This window comes from Micromonospora sp. NRRL B-16802 (assembly GCF_001279555.1).
Classification (GTDB): domain Bacteria; phylum Actinomycetota; class Actinomycetes; order Mycobacteriales; family Micromonosporaceae; genus Micromonospora; species Micromonospora profundi.
On the sequence record NZ_LGEB01000048.1, the window covers coordinates 36,744 to 60,071 of the forward strand.

The following is a 23,328-nucleotide window of genomic DNA, read 5'->3' on the forward strand; positions in this document are numbered from 1 at the left end:
GCCAGACGGCGTCGGCACGACGCCGCGAGCAGGAACAAGAAGAGGAGGCACGCGACAGTGAGCGCGACCGCTGGTCAGGCCGCCGACGGGGTACGCAGCCTGGCGGACCGGTTCGGCATCGAACCGGGGATGGTCGTCATGGAGATGGGGTACGACGACGACGTCGACCAGGATCTCCGGGACGCCCTGACCGACCGCTGTGGAGACCTGGTCGACGAGGACACCGACGAGGTGGTCGACGCGGTGCTGGTGTGGTACCGCGACGGCGACGGTGACCTCTTCGAGCTTCTCGTCGACGCCCTTGGCCCGCTGGCCGACAACGGTGTCGTGTGGCTGCTGACCCCGAAGGCGGGGCGCGAGGGTCACGTCGAGCCGAGTGAGGTCGCGGAGTCCGCGCCCACCGCCGGCCTTCAGCAGACCTCGACCGTCAACGCCGGCCGGGACTGGAGCGGCGCCCGCCTGGTGCTGCGCCGGGGGGCCAAGGCCAAGAAGTAGCCCAACCGGCTCCCCGCACCCGGCGGTCGACACCGCCGGGTGTGGCAGGCTGGCGTCATCGAGCAACACGAGGAGTCCTCATGCCCATCCAGGTCGGCGCCGAGGCGCCGGACTTCCTCCTGAAGGACCAGAACAACCAGGAGGTCCGCCTCTCGGCCTTCCGAGGGCGTCGCACCGTGCTGCTGGTCTTCTACCCGCTCGCCTTCACCGGCGTCTGCCAGGGCGAGCTGAGCGAAGTGCGAGACAACCTCGACGAGTACGTCAACGACGCCGTCCAGGTCCTGACGGTCAGCGTCGACTCGGTCTACAGCCACAAGATCTGGGCCGACCGCGAGGGCTACCAGTTCCCGATGCTCGCCGACTTCTGGCCACACGGTGCCGTCGCCCAGGCGTACGGGGTCTTCAACGACGTGGCCGGCGTCGCCAACCGGGGCACCTTCGTCATCGACAAGGCCGGCATCGTCCGCTTCGCCGAGATGAACAGCCCGGGGGAGGCCCGCGACCAAACCCGCTGGCGCAAGGCCATCGCGGAAGCCGCCGCCTGACCGGGGTACGCCGCGCGCCCCGAGCGGGCGGGAGCAGGTAAGCTTGCCAGCCACCGGCCCGCCACACACGGGGCGTTCCGGGCGCGTAGCTCAGTGGGAGAGCACTCGCCTTACAAGCGAGGGGTCGCAGGTTCGAAACCTGCCGCGCCCACCCTTCACCAGAACCATTCAACTCCCCGACCTATGGGTCGTGGCCGCCTGCGAATGCACGACTCCCGTTGTTCTGCGGGGTGGGGTTATCCGTCCGATGCCGTGCTTCCGCTCAGCGCTGCGGAACGTTCGGGAGGGTGCCCGCCTGAACCCCACCGCCAAGACCCCCGCTCAGGCATCTCGCGGAGAAGTGTCTCGGATCTTGGAGAAGACCACCGCGTCAGCACGACGGCCGGCAAAAGAGAGGAAGCTGCGCAGCACGCCCTCCTGCTCGAAGGCAGCCGCGGTGAGAACCCGCCGCGACGCCTCGTTGTCTGGCTCCACCCACGCCTCAACCCGCTCGATGCCCACGACGACCAACGCCCAGGACGACACCAGCCTCGCCGCACGAGTGGCGATTCCTCGCCCTCGCGCCCATGGGACGAGCCAGTAGCCGAGACCAGCCACCCCCGGCTGTGGCCGCAGCATGAGCACGACTGAACCGATCGCCTGGTCGGTCATCGCGTCGGCGATCGCAAAGGAGACGCCCTCACCACTCTCGGCTCGATTCCACTGTCGACGGATGAACGCTCGTCCCGCATCGGCCGAGATCACTCCCGGAACCGTGGTGGACTCGACAATTCGCGCATCCTGGGCTGCGGCGCGAACACAGTCCAGATCAGCTTCCCGCCACGGGCGAAGACGTATCGTCCCATCACAAAGATCAACAGTAGGGTAGGTCAACGACACCGGATCAAGCTACGCCACAGGCCCCTCGGTGCGGTTCTGCTGATTGTGCTTTCCGTGCGCCTGCCGCACGGCATGAGGGCTGGCGTACGAGCGGATCTTCACGTCGCCGTGCCGGAGCGGCCGTCTGGACGACGTGCAACGGCGCGCCCAGTTCCATCAGCAGCGACACGACCGGGTGCAATTCGGTGCTGTGTCGAAGGGCGCCGCCTGCGCCCTCTCTTGATCAGGAGAACCCACACGCTGGCACACACAACCGAGCAGAGGCCCATGACTGCCGCCCCGAACAGATTGCCTTTCGGGCTTGTTGCAGCGCTCATCGATGCAAGCCCGAGCACGACGGCAAGAAGGGGCAACATTACGCGTGTCGCGGCGCGGTGATGACGCCGATTGTGCGCAAGATTGATCCGGCGCTGCTCGTCGGTGAGGTTCTTCTCCCACGGGGTGTTGAAGGGCCAGTTGGCGACCCAGATTATCGAAGCCAACCCCGCAATGATCATCAGCACTGTCGCGATTTCTTTGACGAGCATGCTCTACCTCCAGAAGTCGGCAGTCCGTGACCGAACCGACTGTGTTGGCAAAGGGCCGTGCCCGCTGCGCCACCCTTCACGTGGTGGCCTCACGGTCGTGCTGCTCTCAGTTCGCTTCGAAGTCGGTCCAGCTCATGTTGTGTGCCGATCGCTGACCGATGTTCGGGGTGCTCGACGTAGTGGCGGATCGTTTCCGCGAGGAAGGCTGGATCGACGTCCAGCGGCCGCGTCGGCAGCGAGGTCGGTACGGGTGGGCGGCCCGGCGTCGCCGGCTGTGGCATGAGTGTGAGGTTCGCGGTGCCCCGCGCAGGCGGCGGGCCGCCGGGTAGCAGTTCGTCCCAACGGAGAAGGGTGCGCCGGATCAGGCCCTGTCTGGTGATGCCGTTCCGGTCCAGGATCAGGCGCGGTCGGTCCAGCAGCAGCACGGCCGCCATGGCTGCCAGGACGATGGCCGGGACGGCGATGCTCAGGGCGAGGGCCCCGGGTATCTCGGCGAGCCGCACGCGATCCTCGCCCGGAACCCGCTCGGTGAATACCGCGCCAGCGGCCAGCCATCCGACGAGGATCGCCCAGGGGCCGAGCCAGCGCGGGCTGGCCGAGGCGACAAAGCTCTCCGCCCCGGCCGCGATCTCCCAGGTGGCCGGCCGCTGGCGGACCCGTCTGGTGAGCAGGGCGTGTCCGGCCGCCAGCAGGAGGAAGCATGCGCCCTGGGCGGCAACCCAGGCCAGGAAGGCGAGACCACTCGGTTCGATCCGCCAGGTCACCGGCTTGAACCACAGTTCGGTGCAGATCCGCAGGGCGAGCGCGGCCACCGCGAAGGGCCAGATCAGCAGGCGCGCCACGCGAGGGGACATGTCCGCAAGCTAGACGACCCGGGCAACCCGCCCACCAACTCACCCTGGCCTGCCAGGGGAACACCGGTGCCGCTGCGCGACCGGCACCGGGAGCGCTGGCGTGCCGCGATCGAGGTACGGACTGATCGGCGCGTTGCGTTCGTCGATGCTGTGCGCCCCGTGTTGGATCGGGACCTGTGACGCCGTAGAGCGGGAGGCCGAGTGGGGTACGCGCAGATCAACGGGCTGCGGCTCTGGTACGAGTCGTACGGCACGGGTAGGCCGTTGGTGCTGCTGCACGGCGGCTACGGGTCGACGGAGATGTTCGCCCCGATGGTGCCGGCGCTGGCCGAGCGACGCCGGGTCGTCGCGGTCGACCTTCAGGGCCACGGGCGTACCGCTGACGTCGACAGGCCTCTGCGGTACGAGACGATGGCCGACGACATCGCCGCGCTGCTCGGGCACCTCGACCTGTCCACTGCCGATCTGCTGGGCTACTCACTCGGCGGGGGTGTCGCGTTGCGTACCGCCATCGAGCATCCGGCGCTGGTACGTCGGCTGGTGCTGGTCTCCACCCCGTGCAGGAGCGCCGGCTGGTATCCGGAGGTCCTGGCCGCCATGGCCGCCCAGGACGAGCGGACCGGCGAGCGGATGCGCGGCACGCCACCACACCTGCTCTACGAGCGCGTCGCGCCGCGCCCGCAGGACTGGCCACGCCTGTGGGCAAAGAGCGGTGACCTGCTACGCCGTGACTACGACTGGTCGGCGGAGGTGGCCCGGCTGAGCATGCCGACGATGTTGGTCTTCGCCGATGCCGACTCGATCCCGACAAGCCATGCGGCGGAGTTCTACGGGCTGCTCGGCGGCGGGCACCGCGACGCCGGCTGGGACGGCACGGACCGGCCCGCCGCCCGACTGGCTGTGCTGCCCGGCCACACGCACTACGACATCGTCGGCGCGCCGGCCCTGCCGACGGCGGTGCTGTCGTTCCTCACCCACCAGGTCGGTACGCCCACCTGACCCCCGAGCCGGCACGCCCACCTGACCCGTCGATGCGGCGTACGCCGGGTGGCGGGCCGGTTGTGGTCCAGGACGCGACGGTGGCCACCTGGCCGGCGGTCCGATCCGAAGCGCCCTACCCTCGGGGCAGAGCGTATTCAGGGAGCGTGATCGTGGAACTGGCGCACATCGACGCGGTGCTGTTCGACATGGACGGCACGCTTGTGGATTCCGACCCCGCCGTGGAGCGGGCGTGGGAGCGGTGGTCGGCCGAGTACGCCGTCGACCCGGCGGCGGCGCTCGCCATAGCGCACGGCAGGCCCGCCGATCAGACCATTCGCCGGCTGCTGCCCGCGCTGGACGACGCGGCGGTCGCCGGGGCGGCGGCCCGGCAGTTGGCGTTGCAGTACGACGACCTGTCGGACGTGACGGCCACCCCGGGCGCGCACGAGTTGTTGACGGTCCTCGGCCGGTTGGGTTTGCCCTGGGCGGTGGTGACAAGCGCCGACGTCCGACTGGCGCAGGCCCGGCTCGGTGCCGCAGGCATCGAGGCGCCGGTGTTGGTGACCGTGGAGGACGTACGCGCGGGTAAGCCGGACCCGGAGGGCTATCTGCGTGCGGCCGCGTTGCTCGACGTACCGCCGGCGCGGTGCCTTGTCGTCGAGGACGCTGAGGTCGGGTTGCAGGCCGGCCGCGCGGCTGGCGCGATGACCGCGGCGCTGAAGGGACTCGACGGCGACCTGCGGCTGGTCGACCTGACGCAGTTGGCGGACGGCCTGCTGTCGGCTCCCACGGCACGGTGACCTGGCCAGCTGCGGCGGTCACCCGCGCAGCCGTCGCGGTGGCCAGCCGCCCAGCCGTCCCGGCGGCCGGCTGACGGGGTGGCAGGGTCGCGCCGGTTCTGCTCCACTTCCTGCTGGATCCCGAGACCCAGAGAAAGGCGGAGCCGGTGGAGTTGACCTTGAGGCCGATGAGTGAGCAGGAGCTGGCCCGACTCCGGGGCCCGCTGGAACGCGCGTACGCCGAGGATCTGGCCACGCACGGGGGGATGAGCCTGCAGGCGGCGCAGGAGCGGTCGGCGGACCAGCTGCGGCAGTTGCTACCGGCGGGCGCGGCCACCGAGGGTGCGCTGCTGCGGCTGGCGCGGGTCGGCGACACCGAGGTCGGCTGGATCTGGGTGACCCTGCCCGGGGCGGCCGGCACCACCGACGCCAAACGGGCCTGGATTCACAACATCGAGGTGCATCCGGCGCATCGGGGCCGGGGGTACGCGCGGCGGATGATCCAGCTCATGGAGGCGGAACTCGCCCGACTCGGGGTGCCCGAGGTGGGGTTGAACGTCTTCGGCACGAACACCGTGGCGATCGGGCTCTATCAGAGCCTCGGTTTCGAGGTCACCGCGCAGCAGATGGCCAAGCCGATCGACCCGGTGGGCTGAGCCGGCGGCGACGCCGGTCCTCTGAGCAGGACTGTTCGTCCGTCCAGCGGGAAACCGCGCCGGACCGCACCCGGGGAGGAGCGACGGATGACGCATGGCGCCGGACTGACAATCGGTGTGCTCGGCTCGTACGGTGGTCGGAACCTCGGTGACGAGGCGATCCTCACCGGCCTGCTCACCGATCTGCGTACGCAGGAGCCGAACGCCCGAATCATCGTCTTTTCCCGTAATCCCGAGCACACCCGTGCCGCCCACCCGGATGTGGAGGCGGTGCCCTGGGAGGGCGTCAGCCGTACCGACTCGGCGCTTGTCCTGGCCCAGCTCGACCTGCTCATCCTGGGCGGTGGCGGCATCCTCTACGACCGGGAGGCCCGCCGCTACCTGCGGGTCGTCCGGGTCGCGCAGGAACGCGGGCTACCCCTGATCACGTACGCGGTGGGGGTCGGGCCGCTCAGCGACTCGGTGGACACCGGCATGGTCCGGGAAACGCTCGCCAGCGCCGTGCAGGTGACCGTCCGTGACCAGGAGTCCCGGATGGTGCTGGAGGAGGCCGGGTTGCTCAACCCGATCACCGTCACCGCCGACCCGGCGTTCCTGTTGAAGCCGGCGGACTTCCCGGCCCACCTGCTCGCCGAGGAGGGCGTGCCGGTGGGCAAACCGCTTGTCGGGATCAGCGTGCGGGAGCCGGGACGGGCCGCCGAACGCCTCGACGTCGACGGCTACCACCGGCTGCTGGCCCAGATCGGCGACTTCCTGGTGCACCGGATCGACGCGCACGTGCTGTTCGTGCCGATGGAACGCGACGACATCCGGCACTCCCACGGCGTGCTGTCGCACATGGTCGCCGCCGAGCGGGGGCGGATCCTGCACGGCACGTACTCGCCGCAGCAGGTACTCGGTCTGATGCGCCACTTCGACCTGGCCGTCGGCATGCGCCTGCACTTCTTGATCTTCGCGGCGATGGTGGGTACGCCGTTCCTGCCACTGCCGTACGCCGGCAAGGTCTTCGACCTGGCCCAGCGGCTCGGAGTGCCGGCGCTGCGGGGCGTGGAGCGGGAGGTCGAAGGGCCGCTACTGGCCGAGGTCGACCGGCTCTGGGACGAACGCGAGGAACGCGCCGAGGCCACCGCGCGGCGGGTGGCAGAGGTCTGCGAGCAGGCCCAGGGCACCTCGGAGGTCACCCGCGCGGTGCTGGAGAGCCTGCGCAGCCAGGCCCTCACCCGGGTCTGATCCGGCCGTCACACCGCCGGGCCGGTCCACCGGTAGCGCCACTCGCGGTCTTCCTCACGGGCGGACTCCAACTCGTAGATCTGCGCCTCGGCCAATCCTCCGGACCCGAGGTGATGGTGGGTGAGCGGCGGGCGGCCGTTGCTGTCCAGTTCGACGGTCACGGTCTGCCCGTCCGCCGTGCCGCCGACGAGGAGGATCTGCACGGAGGAAGCCATGCGCCCATCCTGCCTGCCGTGCGGCCCGCCCGCAGCGGATGCGGGGCAGCGCGACGACCGTTGCGGCGCTACCGATTGATCAACACGGGTTCATGGAAATCGCGGTGTCCCGTCGACGTGGACACCGCGATTTCAGTGAAATCGAGTCGATCATGGCCGGCGGCGCGCCGCCGGCTCACTCGGGCCGCCTATCCTGGGCGCGGGCGGCGACGAGGGGGAGTACGTGCTTGTCATCCACGGGCTGTGGCTGCCCGGCGACGGCGCGTCCGCAGGGCTCGCGGTGTGGGCCGAGGACAGCGCCGCCCCGGCAGCCGCCACACCCCGCTCCGGCCGCCCGCCCCGGGAGCGCCAGCACCCGTTCGCCGCCGGGCACGCCGACCTGGCCGCAGTCCTCGCCGACGCCGCCGAGCCGGCCCACCCGGACACCGCCGTGCTCACCCTGCCGACCCGGGCGGGCACGCCGACCGACTCACCCGAGCTGATCCGGACCGCCGTCGCACCTCCGGCCCGCGCCCGGCTCACCCTGGCCAGGTGGCGGGTCCCCATCCTGGTGTACGCCCCGGACGACGCCCTACCGCTGCTCCGCGCCCTGGACGACCTCCCCGTGGTGCCCGGGTCGACCCTGCGCCACCTCGCCGAACTCGCCGACTTCGCCGCCGACCTGGTGACCCGTGGTCGCGTCCTACCCGGCGTCAGCTCGACGGCCGCAGGGGCGCGGTCGGGTGCTGGTGCCGAGGTCCCGGCCCTGGCCGTCTGGCGTCCACTGCTGACCGGCACCGACGCCGCATGGGCGCGATCCCTGGCGCTGGCCCTGCCGCCAGCGGCCCGAGCCGCCACCTCGGAGACCACCGATTCGAGCGATGCCGAGCTGACCGCTGCCGCGCTCGTCGCGGACGCGCTCGACGCGCTGACCGACGCCGCCGCCCGAGCCGCGCTGGCGACCACCACCCTGGCCCGGGGCCTGCGTCCGGGTGGGCCGGCGCCGGTCTGGTTGGCGGCGCTCGCCGGTCCGCGACGCGACTTCACCATCGACGCGACAGCGCTGGCCACCCTCCGCACCGAACTGGACGACTGGCAACGGGACGCGGCAGGCGGCGCGATCCGGGCCAGCTTCCGCCTGGTGGAGCCGCCCCCCGACGAGATCACCGAACCGATCCTCGCCACCCGGCCCGCGCCGACCGACGACAGCCACGCCGACGGCAGTCGCGTCGCCCCCAGCCCGACCACCCTCAGCCCTGTCGAGGACGGGCCTGCCGGTGGTGGGCGGTGGCGGTTGGAGTTCGGTTTGCAGGCCGCTGACGAGCCCGGCCTGCACGTCGACGCCGGGCAGATCTGGCGGGCGCCGCACACCCTCGGTGGGCTGGCCGGCGCCACCGCCAATCCGCAGGAGACCCTGCTCGCCGAGCTGGGCCGGGCCAGCCGGCTCTGGCCGGATCTCGACGCCGCACTGCGTACCGCAGCACCCGAGGCGATGGACCTGGACGTCGACGGCGCGCACCGGTTCCTCAGCGAGGGCGCGCCGGTGCTGCACGCCGCCGGTTTCGGTGTGCTGCTGCCGTCCTGGTGGCAGCGCCCGTCGGCGCGGCTCGGCGCCCGGCTGCGCGCCCGCAGCCGTACCGCGCCCGGCACGGTGGCGGGCACCGAGGCCGGCGTCGGGTTGGATGCGCTCGTCGACTACCGCTGGGAGGTGGCACTCGGCGACCAACCGCTGTCCGCCGACGAGTTGGCGGCGCTTGCCGAGTTGAAGACCCCATTGGTACGCCTGCGCGGTCGCTGGGTGGAACTGGACCCGGGGCGTCTCGCCGCCGGGTTGCGTCTGCTCCGGTCGGCAGGCGAGCTGACCGTCGCCGACCTGCTGCGCCTCGGGCTCGCCGACGGCGAGGACACCGGGGCGCTGCCGGTGCTGGAGGTGACCGCCGACGGCCCGCTGGGTGACCTGCTCGCCGGTGCTGTCGAGCGGCGGCTCACCCCGCTCGATCCGCCGCCGGGTTTCGTGGGGACGCTGCGGCCGTACCAGCGGCGCGGGTTGGCCTGGCTGGCTTTCCTGCGCTCGCTCGGGTTGGGCGGCGTGCTCGCCGACGACATGGGGCTGGGCAAGACGGTGCAACTGCTGGCGCTGCTCGCCGGGGACCCTCCGGACGCCGGGCCGACCCTGCTGGTCTGCCCGATGTCGCTTGTCGGCAACTGGCAGCGGGAGGCGGCGAAGTTCACGCCGGGGCTGCGGGTGCACGTACACCATGGGGCGGAGCGGGTGCGGGGGCCGGAGTTCACGGCGGCCGCGCACGGCGCGGACCTGGTCCTCACCACCTACTCGGTGGCGGCCCGCGATGCCGTGGACCTTGCTGGCATCGACTGGCACCGGGTGGTGGTGGACGAGGCCCAGGCGATCAAGAACGCGTCGACCCGGCAGGCCGAGGCGGTCCGGGCGCTGCCCGCGCGGCAACGGGTGGCGGTGACCGGTACGCCTGTGGAGAACCGGCTCGCCGACCTCTGGTCGATCATGCAGTTCGCCAATCCGGGTCTGCTCGGGCCGGCGGCGACGTTCCGTAAGCGGTTCGCCGAGCCGATCGAGCGCAACGGTGACGCCGAGGCCGCCGAGCGGCTGCGCCGGATAACCGGGCCGTTCGTGCTGCGCCGGCTCAAGACCGACTCGTCGATCATCTCGGACCTGCCGGAGAAGCTGGAGATGGAGGTGCTCTGCAACCTCACGGCCGAGCAGGCGGCCCTCTACCGGGTGGTCGTCGACGACATGCTCGCCCGGATCGAGTCCAGCGACGGCATCGAACGTCGTGGGTTGGTGCTGGCCACCATGACCCGGCTCAAGCAGGTCTGCAACCACCCGGCGCAACTGCTGCGCGACGGCTCGCCGCTTGACGGTCGCTCCGGCAAGCTGGCCCGGCTGACCGAGATCCTTGAGGAGGTGCTGGCGGCGGGGGAGCGGGCGCTGCTGTTCACCCAGTACGCCGAGTTCGGTGCGATGCTGCGTGGGCACCTGTCTGCGCGGTTCGGCCGGGAGGTGCTGTTCCTGCACGGCGGTGTCGGCAAGGCCGAGCGGGACGCCATGGTGCAGCGGTTCCAGTCGGCCGAAGGGCCGCCGTTGTTCGTCCTGTCGCTCAAGGCCGGCGGCACCGGGCTCACCCTGACCGCCGCCAACCACGTGGTGCACGTGGACCGGTGGTGGAATCCGGCGGTGGAGGACCAGGCCACCGACCGGGCGTTCCGGATCGGCCAGCGGCGACGGGTGCAGGTCCGCAAGTTCGTCTGCGCCGGCACCGTGGAGGAGAAGGTGGCCGCGATGATCGCGGACAAGCGTGCCCTCGCGCAGCGGGTGGTGGGCACCGGCGAGCAGTGGATCACCGAGCTGTCCACGGGGCAGCTGCGGGAGTTGTTCGCCCTGGAGGCCGGCGCGGTGGTGGAGTAGTGAGCACCGACAGGTTCGCCGACTACGGCCGTCCCCGCCGTGTCGACGGGGGTCTGCGCGCCCGCAGCGCCCGTGGCGCGATCGGGCGGTCCTGGTGGTCCCGGCGTTTCCTGGAGGTGCTGGAGTCGTTCGCGCTCGGCACCCGGCTGACGCGCGGCAGGTCGTACGCGCGGGCCGGTCAGGTGCTCCGGCTCGACATCGCGCCCGGGCGGGTCACCGCCGAGGTGCAGGGCTCCCGACCGCGCCCGTACGAGGTCTCCATCGCTCTTGCCGCGTTTCCGCCCGCGCTCTGGTCCCAGGTCGAGGCGGAACTGGCCGGGCAGGCGTTCTTCAGCGCCCGACTGCTCGCCGGGGACCTGCCCGACGAGCTGGAGGAGCTGTTCGCCGCCGTCGGTGCTCCGCTGTTTCCAGGCACCGTGGACGAGCTGACCCAGCGTTGCAACTGTCCCGATTTCGCGGTGCCGTGCAAGCACCTCGCGGCCACGTTCTATCTACTGGCCGAGGCGTTCGACGCGGACCCGTTCGAGCTGCTGCACTGGCGTGGGCGGTCCCGCGCGGACCTGCTCGATCGGCTGCGTGCCCGCCGGGCCGAGGCCACCGGCGCGGCGGTCACCGCCCCGGAGCCGTCCACCATGGACCTTTACGGGTCCCATGTGGACGTCCTGTCGCCGGCGGGTGCGGCGCGGGCGCTCGCCGGGCTGTCGGCGACCCCGCTCGCCGAGGCGACGGACAGGTTCTGGGCGCCGCCGGTGCCGCTTCCTGACCGGCCGCCCAGGCTGGCGACCGGGCCGGACCTCCTGCTGCGCCAGCTCGGTCCGCCAGCGCCGGCCATCGGCGGGCCGGGACTGCTCGAACGGCTGCGGCGCGCGTACCGGGCGTTCGACCCGGCCGACAGGTGAGCCGTCATGTCCATCGGCGGCGGAACCGCCACATGATCGCCGCGTTGGCGATCAGCACCACCGCACAGATCGCACCGGCGAGTCGGCCGGCGAACACGGCCATCGCCGGAAGCGATGCCCACAGCACGATCGTCAACAACATCAGGTAGCGGCCCCGGCGGCCCCGGATCCGGTGATCGAGCCGGGCGAAGAACGCCGGGTCGCTCTCGCGGAGCTGACGGGTGATCTGGTCGAACCTGCGCTGATCCTCTTTGCTGAGCATGGCGCTGCCTTCCCCTCACGCGTTCAGCGGTTCGGCGGCATACCCGCTGCGGTGGCGGCTCACGCTCGCCCGCTGCCCCTACTTTTCCTCCTGCGTGAAGGCACCTCATGTCCTGCTTAGCCGTACCTTAAGTTTGCCTGTGGTCGCGGACGACGCCGAATGTCTCACGTACGGCGACGTGGTCCGATCCGTCCCCGGCTGCGGCACGTCCGCCCTGCTGGGAAGGTCGATGCCTGTCTCGTGCGGTCGACCCGTCACCGTAGCGCTGGTGAGCCCTGTCTTAAGTGCCCTCACGAGGGCGTTCAGGCCACCTTGAAGGCACCTGGGCGCTTGGTTACCTTGCCGTAGCAACCCCCTCAGGCAACAGTCGCCGCACCTGCCGCACCTGCTCGGTCGCAGCTTTCGGCGCTCATCAGAAATCGGGATTGGTACATGGCCGACCAGAATGTGCCACCACGTCGACCGCGGGACGACCGCGGCTGGGACGGACGCCAGCACCACAGTGCGGACGGGTACGGCGACTCCACCGCGTCCGCGTCGTACGGGTACGACTCGCCCCACTCCCATCAGGGCGGGTACCCGGCGCAGGCCGACCCGCGCAACCAGTACGGCGACGGATACGGACACCCCGCCGCAGCCCCGCGCGGCCCGCAGTGGGTCGGACCGGAGGGCCTGGGCCGCCCGGCCCCCGCCCGCCCGGCCGGCAGCGGACTGCCCACCCTGGACGATGACGACGAGCCTGGCCGCAAGGTCGGCCGGCGCAAGGCCATGGTCGCCCTCGGCGGTACGGCCGCCGTGGTGGCCGGCGGTGCGGCGCTCGCCATGACCCCGCAGATCCGTGGCCTCTTCGGCGACGAGGCGGCGGCCGGCGACGCGACCGGCAGCACTGTCACCGACGGCAACGCGGCGCGGCCCAGCGGCCAGCAGCCCAGCACGGTGCGCACCTACACCGAGCAGAACGAGAGCTACATGGGCTCCCGGGCCGGTGAGGCGCTGAAGAAGAACGCGCCCGCCGGTGGCCGGACGTTCTCCGGGCCGGCGGCAGCCGCCGCGGAGACCCAGGTGACCGTCAAGACGGTGCTGGCCAAGGACCCGATCCTGCACCTGGCCCGACGGGCCACCTTCGGTCCGACGCCCGGCGTGATCTCCGACATCAAGAAGCAGGGCATCGACGCCTGGATCCGCGCCCAGCTCGACCCGGACAAGATCGAGCCGAGCAAGGCCGAGCTGAAGATCGCCGAGCTGCCCACCCAGAAGCTCACCGTGCAGCAGCTGCGCGAGCAGCGGGAGAAGCTCAACGAGCAGGGCGCCCAGCCGGAGCGGGAGGTGGTCGACGCCACAATCGCCCGGCAGATCTGGTCGAAGCGCCAACTGTTCGAGGTGATGGTCGACTTCTGGAACGACTTCCTGCACGTCGCCGCCGACTTCGACGGTGGCGAGGCGTACCGGACCTCGTTCGACAAGGACGTGGTGCGCAAGCACGCGCTGGGCAGCTACCCCGAGATGCTTGTCGCCGCCAACAAGCACCCCGCGCTGCTGATCTACCTGAACCAGAAGGACTCCCGCAAGGACGCGATCAACGAGAACCTCGCCCGGGAGAACCTGGAGCTGTACTCGGTCGGCGTCGACGGCGGCTACACGGAGGGCGACGTCCGCCAGGCGGCCATGCTGCAGACCGGCCGTGGCGTCGACGACAAGGGCCAGTACCGCCTGCGGGTCAACCAGCACTACATGGGCAAGGTGAAGATCCTCGGCTTCACCCACCCGAACACGTTCTCCATCAAGGACGTCAACAACCCGACGGACAAGGAGATCGCCGCCGTGGACGCGGCGATCGACAAGTACATCACCTACATCGCGCTGCACCCGTCGACGGCCAAGTACGTGGCGCAGAGCCTTGCCACCCGGTTCGTCTCGGACACCCCGCCGAAGTCCCTCGTGGACCGGCTCGCCAAGACGTACAGCAGCAACAACGGCCTGATCAAGCCGATGCTGATGACGCTGTTCAGCTCCTCTGAGTTCTGGGCGGCGGTGGGGCAGAAGGTGCGCCGGCCGATGGAGTACCTGGTGGCCACGTACCGGACGCTCGGCGTCAGCCCGGAGGCGTCGCCGACGCACAACAACGGCGACAACAAGCGCACCCCCTTCGCCCGGGGCCTGCGGCAGGTCCACGACAAGCTGCGGGAGTTGGGCCAGTACCCGATGGGTCAACCCACCCCGGACGGCTACCCGGACGTCTACGTCGCGTGGACCTCGGCCGGCACCATGGTCAACGGCTGGAACGAGGCCGGCGAGATCACCGCCGGCTACCGCACCGTGTTCACGTACACGCCGCCGCAGAAGCTCGTCGCGAAGCCGCCGGCCACCGCCGGGGCGTACGTGGACGCGCTGTCCCTGCGGCTCGTGGGTCAGAAGCTGAGCACCCGGGAGAAGAACCTGATCCTCGGCGTGGCCGGTGTGCCGGCGACCGCCAAGGTCGATGCCACGTTCAACGGGGCCATCACCGCCGTCGCGCGGGCGATCCTCGCGTCCCCCCAGCACCACCTCCGGTGAGGCACCCGATGGAGAAGACTGTGTACAACTCTTTCCCCCTGCACCCCGAATGCCCCGACCTGCGGCGGCTGGCCGACAACCCGGCTGAGGCGCTGCTGCGCGCCGAGGCCGACGTCGTCGCCGCCGAGAACGCGGCCGAGGCGGACCGCTACCGCATGCTGGAGAACCTGGAGGAGGCCCAGCAGGACGGTCGCGGTGTCACCCGCCGGACGTTCGTCGCCGGTGCGGCGGCGACCGCCACCGCGCTGGCCACCGCCCAGTTCGTCACCACGTCGGCGTCGTTCGCGGCGACAAAGACGGGCACGTTGATTCACGTCTTCCTCTACGGCGGCCTGGACGGGCTGAGCCTGGTGGCCCCGGACAACGACCCGGTGCTCGCCAAGGACCGCCCCGACCTGCTGCTGGGCAACGACTCGCTGGCCCTGAGCCGGGGCTTCAAGCTGACAAGTGCGTTCAAGCCGCTGGAGCAGTGGCTCAAGGCCGGCCAGTTGGGCTTCATCCCGGCGGTCTCCGACGAGCGGCTGTCCCGCAGCCACTTCCAGGCCGCGGACGCCTGCAACCTGGGCGGGCTGCCCAACGAGACCGGCGGCCGGGGCTGGTTGGACGGCCTCGTCGACAACCTCGGCAAGGGCACCGCGTTCCGCAGCGTCGGCATCGGCAGCACGCTGCCGCGCTCGCTGGTCGGCAACAACGGCGCGATCTCGCTGAACAGTGTGGGCTCGCTGCGGCTCAACGGCGACGAGAAGTTCCGGGCGGCCACCGAGAAGGCCATCAAGGGGCTGTTCACCGGGATCAACCACCCGGTCGAGGAAGCCGTGCAGGAGGGCATGGGTGCGCTGGCCACCGCGCAGAAGCTCGCCGCCAAGCCGTACCAGCCTGCCGAGGGCGTCACGTACGAGGGCGTCGGTCGGGCGTTCCAGCAGCTCGCCCAGCTGATCAAGGGCGGCGCGAACGTCCGGGTCGCCACCGTCGGCATGGGTGGCTACGACACCCACGAGAACCAGGGCACCCGCGAGGGCGGCCAGCTGCACCGCCGGCTGGGCGAGCTGGCCAAGGCGATGGCGGCGTTCTTCACCGACCTCGGCCCGCAGGCCGCCGACGTGACGATCATGGTGTCCAGCGAGTTCGGCCGGCGCATCCGCTCCAACGGCGGCGGCACCGACCACGGCCACGGCGGCGTGATCACCGTCCTGTCCGGCAAGAAGCTCGCCGGTTCCCTGCTCGGCACGTGGAACGGCCTGGACAAGCCGGATTCCGGCGACGTGCCGGAATACAACAACATGTTCAACGTCTACGGCTCCATCGCCCAGGGCCGGTTCGGGCTCACCAACGCGGAGGTGCAGAAGGTGTTCCCCCGCATGAAGTACGCCCCGATGAAGCTGTACGCGTGACGTACCCGCACACCCACGCCGCCGGCCGCCGCACCGGGACCTCGTCCCGGCACGGCGGCCGGTCGGCTGCGCCCGTACCCCCGCAGGTGCCGGAGCGGCGCGGACCCGGCGGCCGCCGGTTGCTGGTCGTGCTGCTCGTGCTCGGGCTGCTGGCAAGCGTGCTGCCCTGGTGGTTGGGGACGCCGGCCGGCTCGCTGAGGACCACCGCGTCGACCGTCACCGCGGCGGGCCGGATCACCGGCCTGGTCGCCGGCTACCTGCTGCTCGTGCAGGTGCTGCTGATGAGCCGGCTGTCGGTGCTGGAACGGTGGATCGGCGGCGAACACCTGTCCCGCTGGCACCGCGACATCGGCGCGACGCTGCTGGTGGCCGTGCTGGCGCACATGTCGCTGATCCTCGTCGGCTACGCCGACCTGCGAAACCAGTCGATCGTCGCCGAGGTGGGCACGCTGCTCGGCGACTACGAGGACATGGTCTCGGCGTTCGTCGCCACCGGCATCATGATGCTCGTCGGGTTCAGCAGTGTGCGGGGGATCCGGCGGGCGTTGCCCTACGAGCTGTGGCACCTGCTGCACCGGTCCAGCTATCTGATTCTGCTGCTCGGCTATGGGCACCAGTTCACCCACGGCGCGCAGCTCTACCGGCCCGGCCCGGTGCGAACCGGGTGGATCGTCCTGTACCTGCTGGTGGTCGCCGCCCTGCTCTGGGGACGGGTGATCGCGCCGCTGGTGTTCAACCTGCGCTACAAGCTGCGGGTCGCCGACGTGGTCGCGGAGAGCCCGGACACCATCTCCATCTATCTCACGGGCGAGCGGCTGGGCCGGTTGGAGATGCTCGGCGGGCAGCACTTCCGCTGGCGTTTCCTCACCCGCGGCTGCTGGTGGCAGTCGCACCCGTTCTCCGTCTCGGCCGCCGCCAACGGCCGCTGGCTGCGCCTCACCGTCAAGGTTGTCGGCACGCACACCGCCGACCTGCGCGACCTGGAACCGGGCACCCGCGTGTGGGCGCAGGGTCCGTCGGGCACGTTCACCGCCGCGCACCGGATCCGCGAACGGGCCCTGCTGATCGCCGGCGGCAGCGGCATCACGCCCATCCGGGCCATGCTTGAGGAGTTGCCGCCGGGCGCCGCCCTCATCTACCGGGCCCGCACGCCCGCCGACGTGCTGCTCAGCCGCGAGCTGGACTGGCTGGCCCAGGAACGCGACACCTCCATCTGGTACGTCATCGGCTCCCGCGACGATCCCGGCCCCCGCCAGCTCATGAGCCCCGACGGGCTGCGCCAACTGGTGCCCGACGTGGCCCGCCGTGACGTCTACCTGTGCGGTCCGCCCGGGCTGGTCGAGCAGTCGGTGCGCGCGTTGCGCCGGGCCGGAGTACCACGCCGGCAGATCCACCTAGCCACCTTCGAGTTGTAGGAAGGCATCGCATGCGTCGCGCGTTGCTCGCGATCACCGGTCTGGCCGCCAGCACCACCGCGCTGGTGGTGCTCAAGGGCTCCCCGGGTGTCACGCCGGCTGCCCAGAACCTGCCGACCTCCCAGCCGGTCAACCCCGCCGGTCCGGGCGCCGACCCGAGCGTCGCCCCGGACGCCCCCGGCGCAGGCCCGACAGGTGCGGCACCGAAGCCGTCCGAGAGCGCCGACGCGGCCACGTCGCCCAAGCCGGGCAAGACCACCGCCCGTCCGTCGGGCACCCGCACCACGGCGAAGGCGCCGACAGCGCCGCGCACCACCACCAAGGCACCCCAGCCGACCACCCGCCGGATCACCGGGCCGGGGGTGGACGCCAAGGACGGGTCTGAGACGTACGGGTACGTGCAGGTGCAGATCGTGGTCTCCGGCAACCGCATCGTCGAGGCCACCACCCTGTCGCTGCCCAGCGGCGGTGAGTCCGACATCCACAGCGGCGACGTGCGGGACAGGTACAACGGCACCGGCGGCGAGGTGGTGCAGAAGCAGAGCGCCAACCTGAACACCGTGTCCGGGGCCACCGCGACCAGCAACGCCTACAAGCAGTCGCTGCGGGCCGCCATCGAGCAGGCGTTCTGACGTGCCGGTCACGACGTCCCGACCCGGGCTCTGCCGGGTCGAGCAGATCATGGGTACGGCGATCACCGTGGACCTCGCCGACGACCTGCCGCCGGCACGCCTGCACGAGCTGGCCGACGACGTCTTCGGCTGGATGCGCGAGGTGGACGCCAGGTTCAGCACCTACCGGGACGACAGCGAGGTGTGCCGCTTCGACAGGGGCGAGGTGTTGCTCTCTGAGGCGTCGGCGGATCTGCGGTTCGTGTTGGAGGCGTGCGCCGACCTGTGGGGTGCCACCGACGGGTTCTTCGACGCGTACGCCACCGGGCGGCTCGACCCGTCCGGTTTCGTGAAGGGCTGGGCGGCGCAGGTCGCCTCGGACCGGCTGCTGGCCGCCGGGGCGCCGAACCACTGCGTCAACGCCGGCGGCGACGTGCGGGTACGCGGGTTCTCCCCGGCGGGGGAGCCGTGGCGGATCGGCATCCGGCACCCGTGGGACGCGATGGCGACCTGCCTGGTGCTGGCCGGAACGGATCTGGCGGTGGCCACGTCCGGGGTGTACGAGCGGGGTCGACACGTGCTGGACCCGCGCCGCGGCGCTGCCGCGAGCGGCCTGCGGTCGGTCACAGTGGTCGGCAGCGATCTCGGGGTGGCCGACGCGTACGCCACTGCGGCCCTTGCCATGGGCACCGCCGGCATCGGCTGGCTGGACCGCTGCCCCGACTACACCCACGCGGTGATAACGGACAAGGGCCGCCAGTACCACTCGACGGCCCTCCCCACAACAACCTGACCCCGCCCTCACGTCGCCGCGATCTTGCAGTTCGGTCACCTTTTTGCCGTGACTAAGGCGTTTGTCCGGGCAGAAAGTGCAAGATCGCGGGGGTGAGCCCCGGGATGGGGTCAGCGCACCGGGCGGTTTGTGCCTGCTGGGCGGGTGCCGGTGGGGCGGGGACGGCCGGGGCGGGAGCCGGCGGGACGGGTGCCCGCCCAACGGCGCCCGGGGTGGCTGCGGCGGGGCGGCTCGGTGCCGCCGGGATGCGGCGCTCTGTCGTCCGTGGACATCGTTCCCCCGTTCGTGGCGCGCGTTCGCGCTGGCGCTTTGTCGCTGTCCCTCTGCTCAACGAGGACCGGCGCCCCGGCGACGCTGTCGGTCACCGGATCGAGTCCGCTCCCGGCCCGACTCACATGCCCCGGCGGGGGAGCGGCAGGTGGCCGGGGAGCAGGTCGAGGGCAAGCGTCACCCCGTTGGCGCGCAGCGCCTCGATAAGCGTGTTCTGCACCAGGTAGGAGTCGGGAAGCTGCCACCGCGCCTGCTCCGGGGCGACCGCCCAGCGGACCGTCCCCTCGGGCAGCCTTGTGGGCGGCGCCGGGATCCACGATCCCGGTCCGTGCCGGACCACGTGGAAACAGTGCTCCAACTCCGGGCGGAGCGGATCGCCGGGGCGGACCAGGAACATCCACCTGCCGGTCGGGGTGACGAGCACCGGGCCGCGTACGCCGGTGCCGGCCGGGTGGGTGCGTACCGCGTCGAGCACGTGCCGGCCCAGGTGCGCCGGCACCTCCAGCACGTCGAAGGCCCGCCCGGTGGGCAGCAGTACGCCGTGCGGGCGCGTCCGCCACCAGGTGGCCACCCGGATCGGGTCGGCGCTCGCGGCCAACTCCCAGTTCTCCAGCGCGGGGTGGCAGCCGACGGTGGGGCAGCCGGCCCGGCCGCACACGAACCGGCTGCGGGCCAGGCAGGCGCCGGGGGTCACCTCCCATCCGTGTACGGCGTACCGGATGGCGACCCGGCGCAGCCGGACCCGTTCCAACGGCGACAGTTCAGCGACGCGCGGTCCGACGTTTCGCCACATGATGTGCCATCTCCCCTCGTCGGGCCTGGCGTACGCCAGGTCGCATGTCGAGCGCCGTCACTGCCGTAACCCACGATCGTTGAGGTTGACGAACGGCTCGTGCAACTTGCACGAAAAGTACGAGGACTGGCTATCCGGCTGACGTACACGCTGTGCGACCAGCGGAAACCTGAAGAGGACGCTGGACCGCCGCACCCGCGGACATCGCCCCGGACCGATGGACGGTGGCGGCAGGGGAGGGGATGGGGAGATGGACGAGCTACCCATAGGGCGGCGAGTGGCCTACTGGCGGGGCCGTCGCAAGATGTCGCAGCAGGTCTTCGCCGACCGGCTGGGCAAGTCGAAGAGCTGGGTGGACAAGGTCGAGCGCGGGGTCCGCCGGCTGGACAAGTTCTCGGTCCTCTACGAGATCGCCGACATCCTCCAGATGGACGTGCAGTTGTTGCTGGGCCGGGACCCGGAGCGACGTACCGACGCGCTGAACTGCATCGACCAGGTCGAGGTGCAGGAGATCCGGGCGGCCCTGGAGCGGTACGACTCGATGAGCGCCTACTTCGACGCGGCACCCTGTCCGCCCCCGCTTGACGACATGCGCAAGGCCGTCAACCACGCCTGGCTCACCTACCAGTACGGCCGGTACGGGATGCTCACCCGGGCGCTGCCGAAGCTGCTGCGCGACGCCCAGGCGGCCGATGCCGCGTACGGCGGCGCGCAGGCGCCGGAGGCGGCCCATCTGCTCGGGCAGGTCTACCAGATCGCCTCCTCGGTGCTGCGCAAGCTCGGCGAGTGCGACCTGGCCTGGCTGGCGGCGGACCGGTCGATGGCTGTGGCCCAGCGGGCGGACGACCCGCTGCTGGCCGGCATTGCCACCACCCGGGTCTGCAACGCCCTTGTCGCCATGGGAAGGGGTCGCCCGGCGCTGGAGCTGAACGTCCAGATCGCCAACCGGCTTGCGCCCGGCGGCAGCAACGACGTCTCGCCGGCCCGGCTCTCGGTCTACGGCATGCTGCTGCTCCAGGGCGCGATGGCGGCTTCCCGGATCGGTGACTCGGCAAGCGTCGACGACCTGATCAGCTGCGCGGAGGAAGCGGCCACGCTGCTCGGTAGCGACCAGAACCACTACTGGACGTCGTTCGGCCCGACGAACGTCGAGTTGCACCGTGCCGCCGCCGCCGTGGAGTTGGGTGACGGAGGCCGGGCCGTGGAGGTGCACCGGCTGCGCATCTCGGAGCCTCTGTTCAACGCGTTGCTGCCCGAACGTCGGGCCCATCACCTGCTCGACATCGCCCGCGGGTACGCGCAGATCGGCGATGTGGCCAACGCCGGCGAGATGCTGCTGCTCGGTGATCGGCTCGCGCCGTCGGAGATCCGCTGCCGTCCGATCGCCCATGAGGTCATGTCGGACATCCTTCGTCGCACACGTGGTGCGCCGCCTTCTCCGGTAGCGGAGTTGGCTGAGCACATGGGAGTAGGGGTATGAGCGCGGAGCCGGTCTGATGGCCGGCGGACAGCGCACAAGCGAGCACCGTTCGGTGCTCTATGTCATCGCCTGCGGTTCGCCGCTGGCACGTCACGTCGGGCGCCTGGTCGACCTGGCCCAGCAGGACGACTGGGACGTCTGCGTGATCACCACGCCGGACGGGGCCAAGTTCGTCGACCAGCCCGCCCTGACCCGCCAGACCGGGCACCCGGTGCGTACGCACTACAAGAACCCCGGTGATCCGGACGTGCTGCCGCCGGCCGACGCCATGATCGTGTGCCCGGCGACCGTGAACACGATCAACAAGTGGGCGGCCGGGATCGCTGACACTCTCGCCCTCGGGCTGCTGGTGGAGGCGCAGGGCAAGGGCCTGCCCATCGTGGCGGTGCCGTACACGAACGCCGCGATGGCCGCCCACCCGGCATTCCGGGCCGGTGTGGCCCGGCTGGCGGAATGGGGCGTCACGATGCTCTTCGGTGATCATGTGGTGCCCCTGCACCCGCCCGGGACAGGCGAACAGCACATGCACGTGTTCCCCTGGCAGATGCCGCTGGCCGCGCTGCGTACCGTCGCGTACCGCGCGGCCTGACCGCCCGGCGGCCGCGTCCGCGAGGTAGCCCGACCGGCGCGGCCGGGCGTCGCCGCCGGACCGTCGCCGCGCCGGTAAGCTGGGCCGCCGTGAGCGTATGCGTATCCACCCCCTCGGTGACCGACGTGGTCGCCGAGCTGGAGCGGCGCTACCCGCCGGTCTGGGCCGAGGAGTGGGACCGGGTCGGCCTGGTGCTCGGTGAGCCGGCCGCCCTCGTCCGCCGGGTGCTCTGTGTGGTCGACGTGGTGCCCGAGACGGTAGCCGAGGCGTTGGCCGTCGGCGCGGACATGATCGTCTCGCATCACCCGCTGTTGCTGCGGGGCGTCTCGTCGGTCGCCCCGACGACCTTCAAGGGCCGGATCGTGCACCAGTTGATCCGGGCCGGGGTGGCGCTCTACGTGGCACACACGAACGCCGACGTGGCGTCCCCCGGCGTCTCCGATGCCCTCGCCGCCCGGTTCGGCCTGACCGGGCTGCGCCCGTTGCAGCAGCCAGCGCCCGGTTCCCCCGCGTACGGCGACGACCGGGGCTTCGGCCGGATCGGCGAGTTGCCCCGCCCGATGACCCTCGCCGAGTTGACAGGGCACGCCGCCGCCGTGCTCCCTGTCACGTCGTGGGGAGTTCGCGCTGCGGGGGATCCCGGGCGTATGGTTCGTACCCTCGCCGTCAGCGGCGGGTCGGGGGACAGTTTCCTCGGCGCCGCGACCGCTGCCGGGGTGGACGCGTTCCTGACCGCCGACCTGCGGCACCATCCGGCCGGCGAGCACCTCGCGGCCGATGGTCCCGCCCTGATCGACGCCGCCCACTGGGCGACCGAACGACCGTGGCTCGACGATCTGGCCGCCCTCCTTCGGGAGGCGCCGGGCGTCGAGACGCTGGTGTCCGACCTGGACACCGACCCGTGGACCGTGCACGCCGCCGCACCCGCTGTGGACGACAAGGAGCCCGACCGTGAAGGCTGACCCCAAGGTGCAGAGCCGCCTGCTCGACCTTCAGGCCATCGACACCAACCTCGCCCAGCTCGCGCACCGCCGTCGGTCGCTGCCGGAGCGGGCCGAGCTGGAGGCGCTGGCCCGGGAGTTGTCGTCGCTGGAGGACGAGCGGGTCCGCGCCCAGGTGGCGGTCGACGACCTGGATCGGGACATCGCCCGCCTGGAGAAGGACGTCGACCAGGTCCGGGCGCGTAAGGAGAAGGACGAGAACCGGCTCGCCGCCGGCACCGGGCCGGCCCGGGAGCTGGAGGCGTTGCAGCACGAGCTGGTCTCGCTCAACCGGCGCCAGGGCGACCTGGAGGACGCCGAGTTGGAGCTGATGGAGCAGCGGGAGACCGCGCAGGGCGTGCTGGACGGCGTGGAGAAGCGGCTGGCCGAGGTCCGGGAGAAGCGGGCCGCCACCGAGCAGCGCCGCGACGACGCGCTGGCCGAGATCGCCAAGGAGGAGGAGTTCAAGCGGGGCGCCCGTCAGCCGCTCGCGGCCGACCTCCCGGCTGAGCTTGTCACCCTCTACGACAAGATCCGCGAAGAGACCGGGCTGGGTGCGGCGCTGCTCACCGCGGGCCGCTGCGGAGGCTGCCGGCTGGAGCTGTCCGGCGCCGACCTGGCGCGGATCCGCAAGACCGCTCCGGACGACGTGGTCCGCTGCGAGGACTGTCGACGGATCATGGTCCGCACCAACGAGTCGGGCCTGTAGG

The 23,328-nt window shown here is 71.3% G+C and carries 23 protein-coding genes and 1 tRNA gene; 18 read left to right on the forward strand and 6 right to left on the reverse strand.

Going from position 1 to position 23,328, the window contains the following annotated elements; translation table 11 throughout:
• The first annotated feature begins 57 nt into the window (after positions 1 to 57).
• From ADK66_RS07510 to ADK66_RS07520, 3 genes are all read left to right on the forward strand, one after another.
• Positions 58 to 495, forward strand: a complete 438-nt coding sequence (locus ADK66_RS07510; RefSeq protein ID WP_030330240.1) for a DUF3052 domain-containing protein — start codon at positions 58 to 60, stop codon at positions 493 to 495.
• Between the two features lie 80 nt (positions 496 to 575).
• Positions 576 to 1,040 carry a peroxiredoxin gene (locus ADK66_RS07515; protein ID WP_053653180.1) on the forward strand — a complete coding sequence of 155 codons (465 nt, stop codon included), beginning with the start codon at positions 576 to 578 and terminating at the stop codon, positions 1,038 to 1,040.
• Positions 1,041 to 1,119: 79 nt separating this feature from the next.
• A tRNA-Val gene (locus ADK66_RS07520) sits at positions 1,120 to 1,191 on the forward strand.
• Between the two features lie 170 nt (positions 1,192 to 1,361).
• Here ADK66_RS07520 and ADK66_RS07525 read toward each other — a convergent pair.
• From ADK66_RS07525 to ADK66_RS07530, 3 genes are all read right to left on the reverse strand, one after another.
• Entirely contained in the window at positions 1,362 to 1,919 is a 558-nt protein-coding gene (locus ADK66_RS07525) for a GNAT family N-acetyltransferase (protein ID WP_053653181.1), read from the reverse strand.
• Between the two features lie 98 nt (positions 1,920 to 2,017).
• The gene (locus ADK66_RS31360; protein WP_157552315.1) at positions 2,018 to 2,446 is read right to left on the reverse strand and encodes a hypothetical protein; all 429 of its coding nucleotides are present in this window, start codon (positions 2,444 to 2,446) and stop codon (positions 2,018 to 2,020) included.
• 89 nt (positions 2,447 to 2,535) lie between these two features.
• Positions 2,536 to 3,300 carry a hypothetical protein gene (locus ADK66_RS07530; RefSeq protein WP_157552317.1) on the reverse strand — a complete coding sequence of 255 codons (765 nt, stop codon included), beginning with the start codon at positions 3,298 to 3,300 and terminating at the stop codon, positions 2,536 to 2,538.
• 201 nt (positions 3,301 to 3,501) lie between these two features.
• On the opposite strand from ADK66_RS07530, the gene ADK66_RS07535 reads away from it, so the two are divergent.
• The 4 genes from ADK66_RS07535 to ADK66_RS07550 all read left to right on the forward strand — a co-directional run bounded on the left by ADK66_RS07535 (position 3,502) and on the right by ADK66_RS07550 (position 6,946).
• Positions 3,502 to 4,299, forward strand: coding sequence for an alpha/beta fold hydrolase (locus tag ADK66_RS07535; RefSeq protein ID WP_053653183.1), 798 nt, complete (start codon positions 3,502 to 3,504; stop codon positions 4,297 to 4,299).
• 152 nt (positions 4,300 to 4,451) lie between these two features.
• Positions 4,452 to 5,081, forward strand: a complete 630-nt coding sequence (locus tag ADK66_RS07540) for an HAD-IA family hydrolase (protein WP_053653259.1) — start codon at positions 4,452 to 4,454, stop codon at positions 5,079 to 5,081.
• A gap of 167 nt (positions 5,082 to 5,248) precedes the next feature.
• On the forward strand, positions 5,249 to 5,716 hold the full coding sequence (locus ADK66_RS07545; protein WP_053653184.1) for a GNAT family N-acetyltransferase: 468 nt from the start codon (positions 5,249 to 5,251) through the stop codon (positions 5,714 to 5,716).
• Between the two features lie 87 nt (positions 5,717 to 5,803).
• Positions 5,804 to 6,946, forward strand: a complete 1,143-nt coding sequence (locus ADK66_RS07550) for a polysaccharide pyruvyl transferase family protein (RefSeq protein ID WP_053653185.1) — start codon at positions 5,804 to 5,806, stop codon at positions 6,944 to 6,946.
• An 8-nt stretch (positions 6,947 to 6,954) separates the two neighbouring features.
• Here ADK66_RS07550 and ADK66_RS07555 read toward each other — a convergent pair whose 3' ends face one another.
• Positions 6,955 to 7,161, reverse strand: a complete 207-nt coding sequence (locus ADK66_RS07555; RefSeq protein WP_053653186.1) for a hypothetical protein — start codon at positions 7,159 to 7,161, stop codon at positions 6,955 to 6,957.
• A gap of 223 nt (positions 7,162 to 7,384) precedes the next feature.
• Here ADK66_RS07555 and ADK66_RS07560 point away from each other — a divergent pair, with 223 nt between their 5' ends.
• Both ADK66_RS07560 and ADK66_RS07565 read left to right on the forward strand, forming a co-directional pair.
• Positions 7,385 to 10,582: a DEAD/DEAH box helicase gene (locus ADK66_RS07560; protein ID WP_053653187.1), complete on the forward strand. Its 3,198-nt coding sequence runs from the start codon at positions 7,385 to 7,387 to the stop codon at positions 10,580 to 10,582.
• Positions 10,582 to 11,481 (forward strand): SWIM zinc finger family protein, encoded by a 900-nt coding sequence (locus ADK66_RS07565; RefSeq protein ID WP_053653188.1) that lies wholly within the window; start codon positions 10,582 to 10,584, stop codon positions 11,479 to 11,481. The genes ADK66_RS07560 and ADK66_RS07565 overlap by 1 nt, the downstream gene beginning before the upstream one ends.
• Before the next feature lie 4 nt (positions 11,482 to 11,485).
• Here the strand turns inward: ADK66_RS07565 and ADK66_RS07570 are convergent, their stop codons facing one another.
• On the reverse strand, positions 11,486 to 11,743 hold the full coding sequence (locus ADK66_RS07570) for a DUF3040 domain-containing protein (protein WP_053653189.1): 258 nt from the start codon (positions 11,741 to 11,743) through the stop codon (positions 11,486 to 11,488).
• 432 nt (positions 11,744 to 12,175) lie between these two features.
• On the opposite strand from ADK66_RS07570, the gene ADK66_RS07575 reads away from it, so the two are divergent.
• The 5 genes from ADK66_RS07575 to ADK66_RS07595 are packed head-to-tail and all read left to right on the forward strand — an operon-like array spanning position 12,176 to position 18,506.
• Positions 12,176 to 14,296 (forward strand): DUF1800 domain-containing protein, encoded by a 2,121-nt coding sequence (locus tag ADK66_RS07575; RefSeq protein WP_053653190.1) that lies wholly within the window; start codon positions 12,176 to 12,178, stop codon positions 14,294 to 14,296.
• 8 nt (positions 14,297 to 14,304) lie between these two features.
• On the forward strand, positions 14,305 to 15,687 hold the full coding sequence (locus ADK66_RS07580) for a DUF1501 domain-containing protein (protein WP_053653260.1): 1,383 nt from the start codon (positions 14,305 to 14,307) through the stop codon (positions 15,685 to 15,687).
• Positions 15,684 to 17,102 (forward strand): ferric reductase-like transmembrane domain-containing protein, encoded by a 1,419-nt coding sequence (locus tag ADK66_RS07585; RefSeq protein ID WP_053653191.1) that lies wholly within the window; start codon positions 15,684 to 15,686, stop codon positions 17,100 to 17,102. Before ADK66_RS07580 ends, ADK66_RS07585 begins: the two co-directional genes overlap by 4 nt.
• A gap of 11 nt (positions 17,103 to 17,113) precedes the next feature.
• On the forward strand, positions 17,114 to 17,734 hold the full coding sequence (locus tag ADK66_RS07590) for an FMN-binding protein (RefSeq protein WP_053653192.1): 621 nt from the start codon (positions 17,114 to 17,116) through the stop codon (positions 17,732 to 17,734).
• A 49-nt stretch (positions 17,735 to 17,783) separates the two neighbouring features.
• Complete coding sequence (locus ADK66_RS07595) at positions 17,784 to 18,506, forward strand: FAD:protein FMN transferase (RefSeq protein ID WP_053653261.1); 723 nt, start codon at positions 17,784 to 17,786, stop codon at positions 18,504 to 18,506.
• 391 nt (positions 18,507 to 18,897) lie between these two features.
• Here ADK66_RS07595 and ADK66_RS07600 read toward each other — a convergent pair whose 3' ends face one another.
• On the reverse strand, positions 18,898 to 19,569 hold the full coding sequence (locus ADK66_RS07600; protein ID WP_053653193.1) for a bifunctional DNA primase/polymerase: 672 nt from the start codon (positions 19,567 to 19,569) through the stop codon (positions 18,898 to 18,900).
• A gap of 250 nt (positions 19,570 to 19,819) precedes the next feature.
• On the opposite strand from ADK66_RS07600, the gene ADK66_RS07605 reads away from it, so the two are divergent.
• The 4 genes from ADK66_RS07605 (at position 19,820) to ADK66_RS07620 (ending at position 23,327) form a co-directional block, all read left to right on the forward strand.
• Positions 19,820 to 21,049 carry a helix-turn-helix domain-containing protein gene (locus tag ADK66_RS07605; protein WP_053653194.1) on the forward strand — a complete coding sequence of 410 codons (1,230 nt, stop codon included), beginning with the start codon at positions 19,820 to 19,822 and terminating at the stop codon, positions 21,047 to 21,049.
• Positions 21,050 to 21,065: 16 nt separating this feature from the next.
• Positions 21,066 to 21,638 carry a flavoprotein gene (locus ADK66_RS07610; RefSeq protein WP_053653195.1) on the forward strand — a complete coding sequence of 191 codons (573 nt, stop codon included), beginning with the start codon at positions 21,066 to 21,068 and terminating at the stop codon, positions 21,636 to 21,638.
• 125 nt (positions 21,639 to 21,763) lie between these two features.
• Positions 21,764 to 22,600, forward strand: coding sequence for a Nif3-like dinuclear metal center hexameric protein (locus ADK66_RS07615; RefSeq protein WP_053653262.1), 837 nt, complete (start codon positions 21,764 to 21,766; stop codon positions 22,598 to 22,600).
• Positions 22,590 to 23,327, forward strand: coding sequence for a zinc ribbon domain-containing protein (locus tag ADK66_RS07620; RefSeq protein ID WP_053653196.1), 738 nt, complete (start codon positions 22,590 to 22,592; stop codon positions 23,325 to 23,327). The genes ADK66_RS07615 and ADK66_RS07620 overlap by 11 nt, the downstream gene beginning before the upstream one ends.
• The last annotated feature ends 1 nt before the right edge of the window (position 23,328 follow it).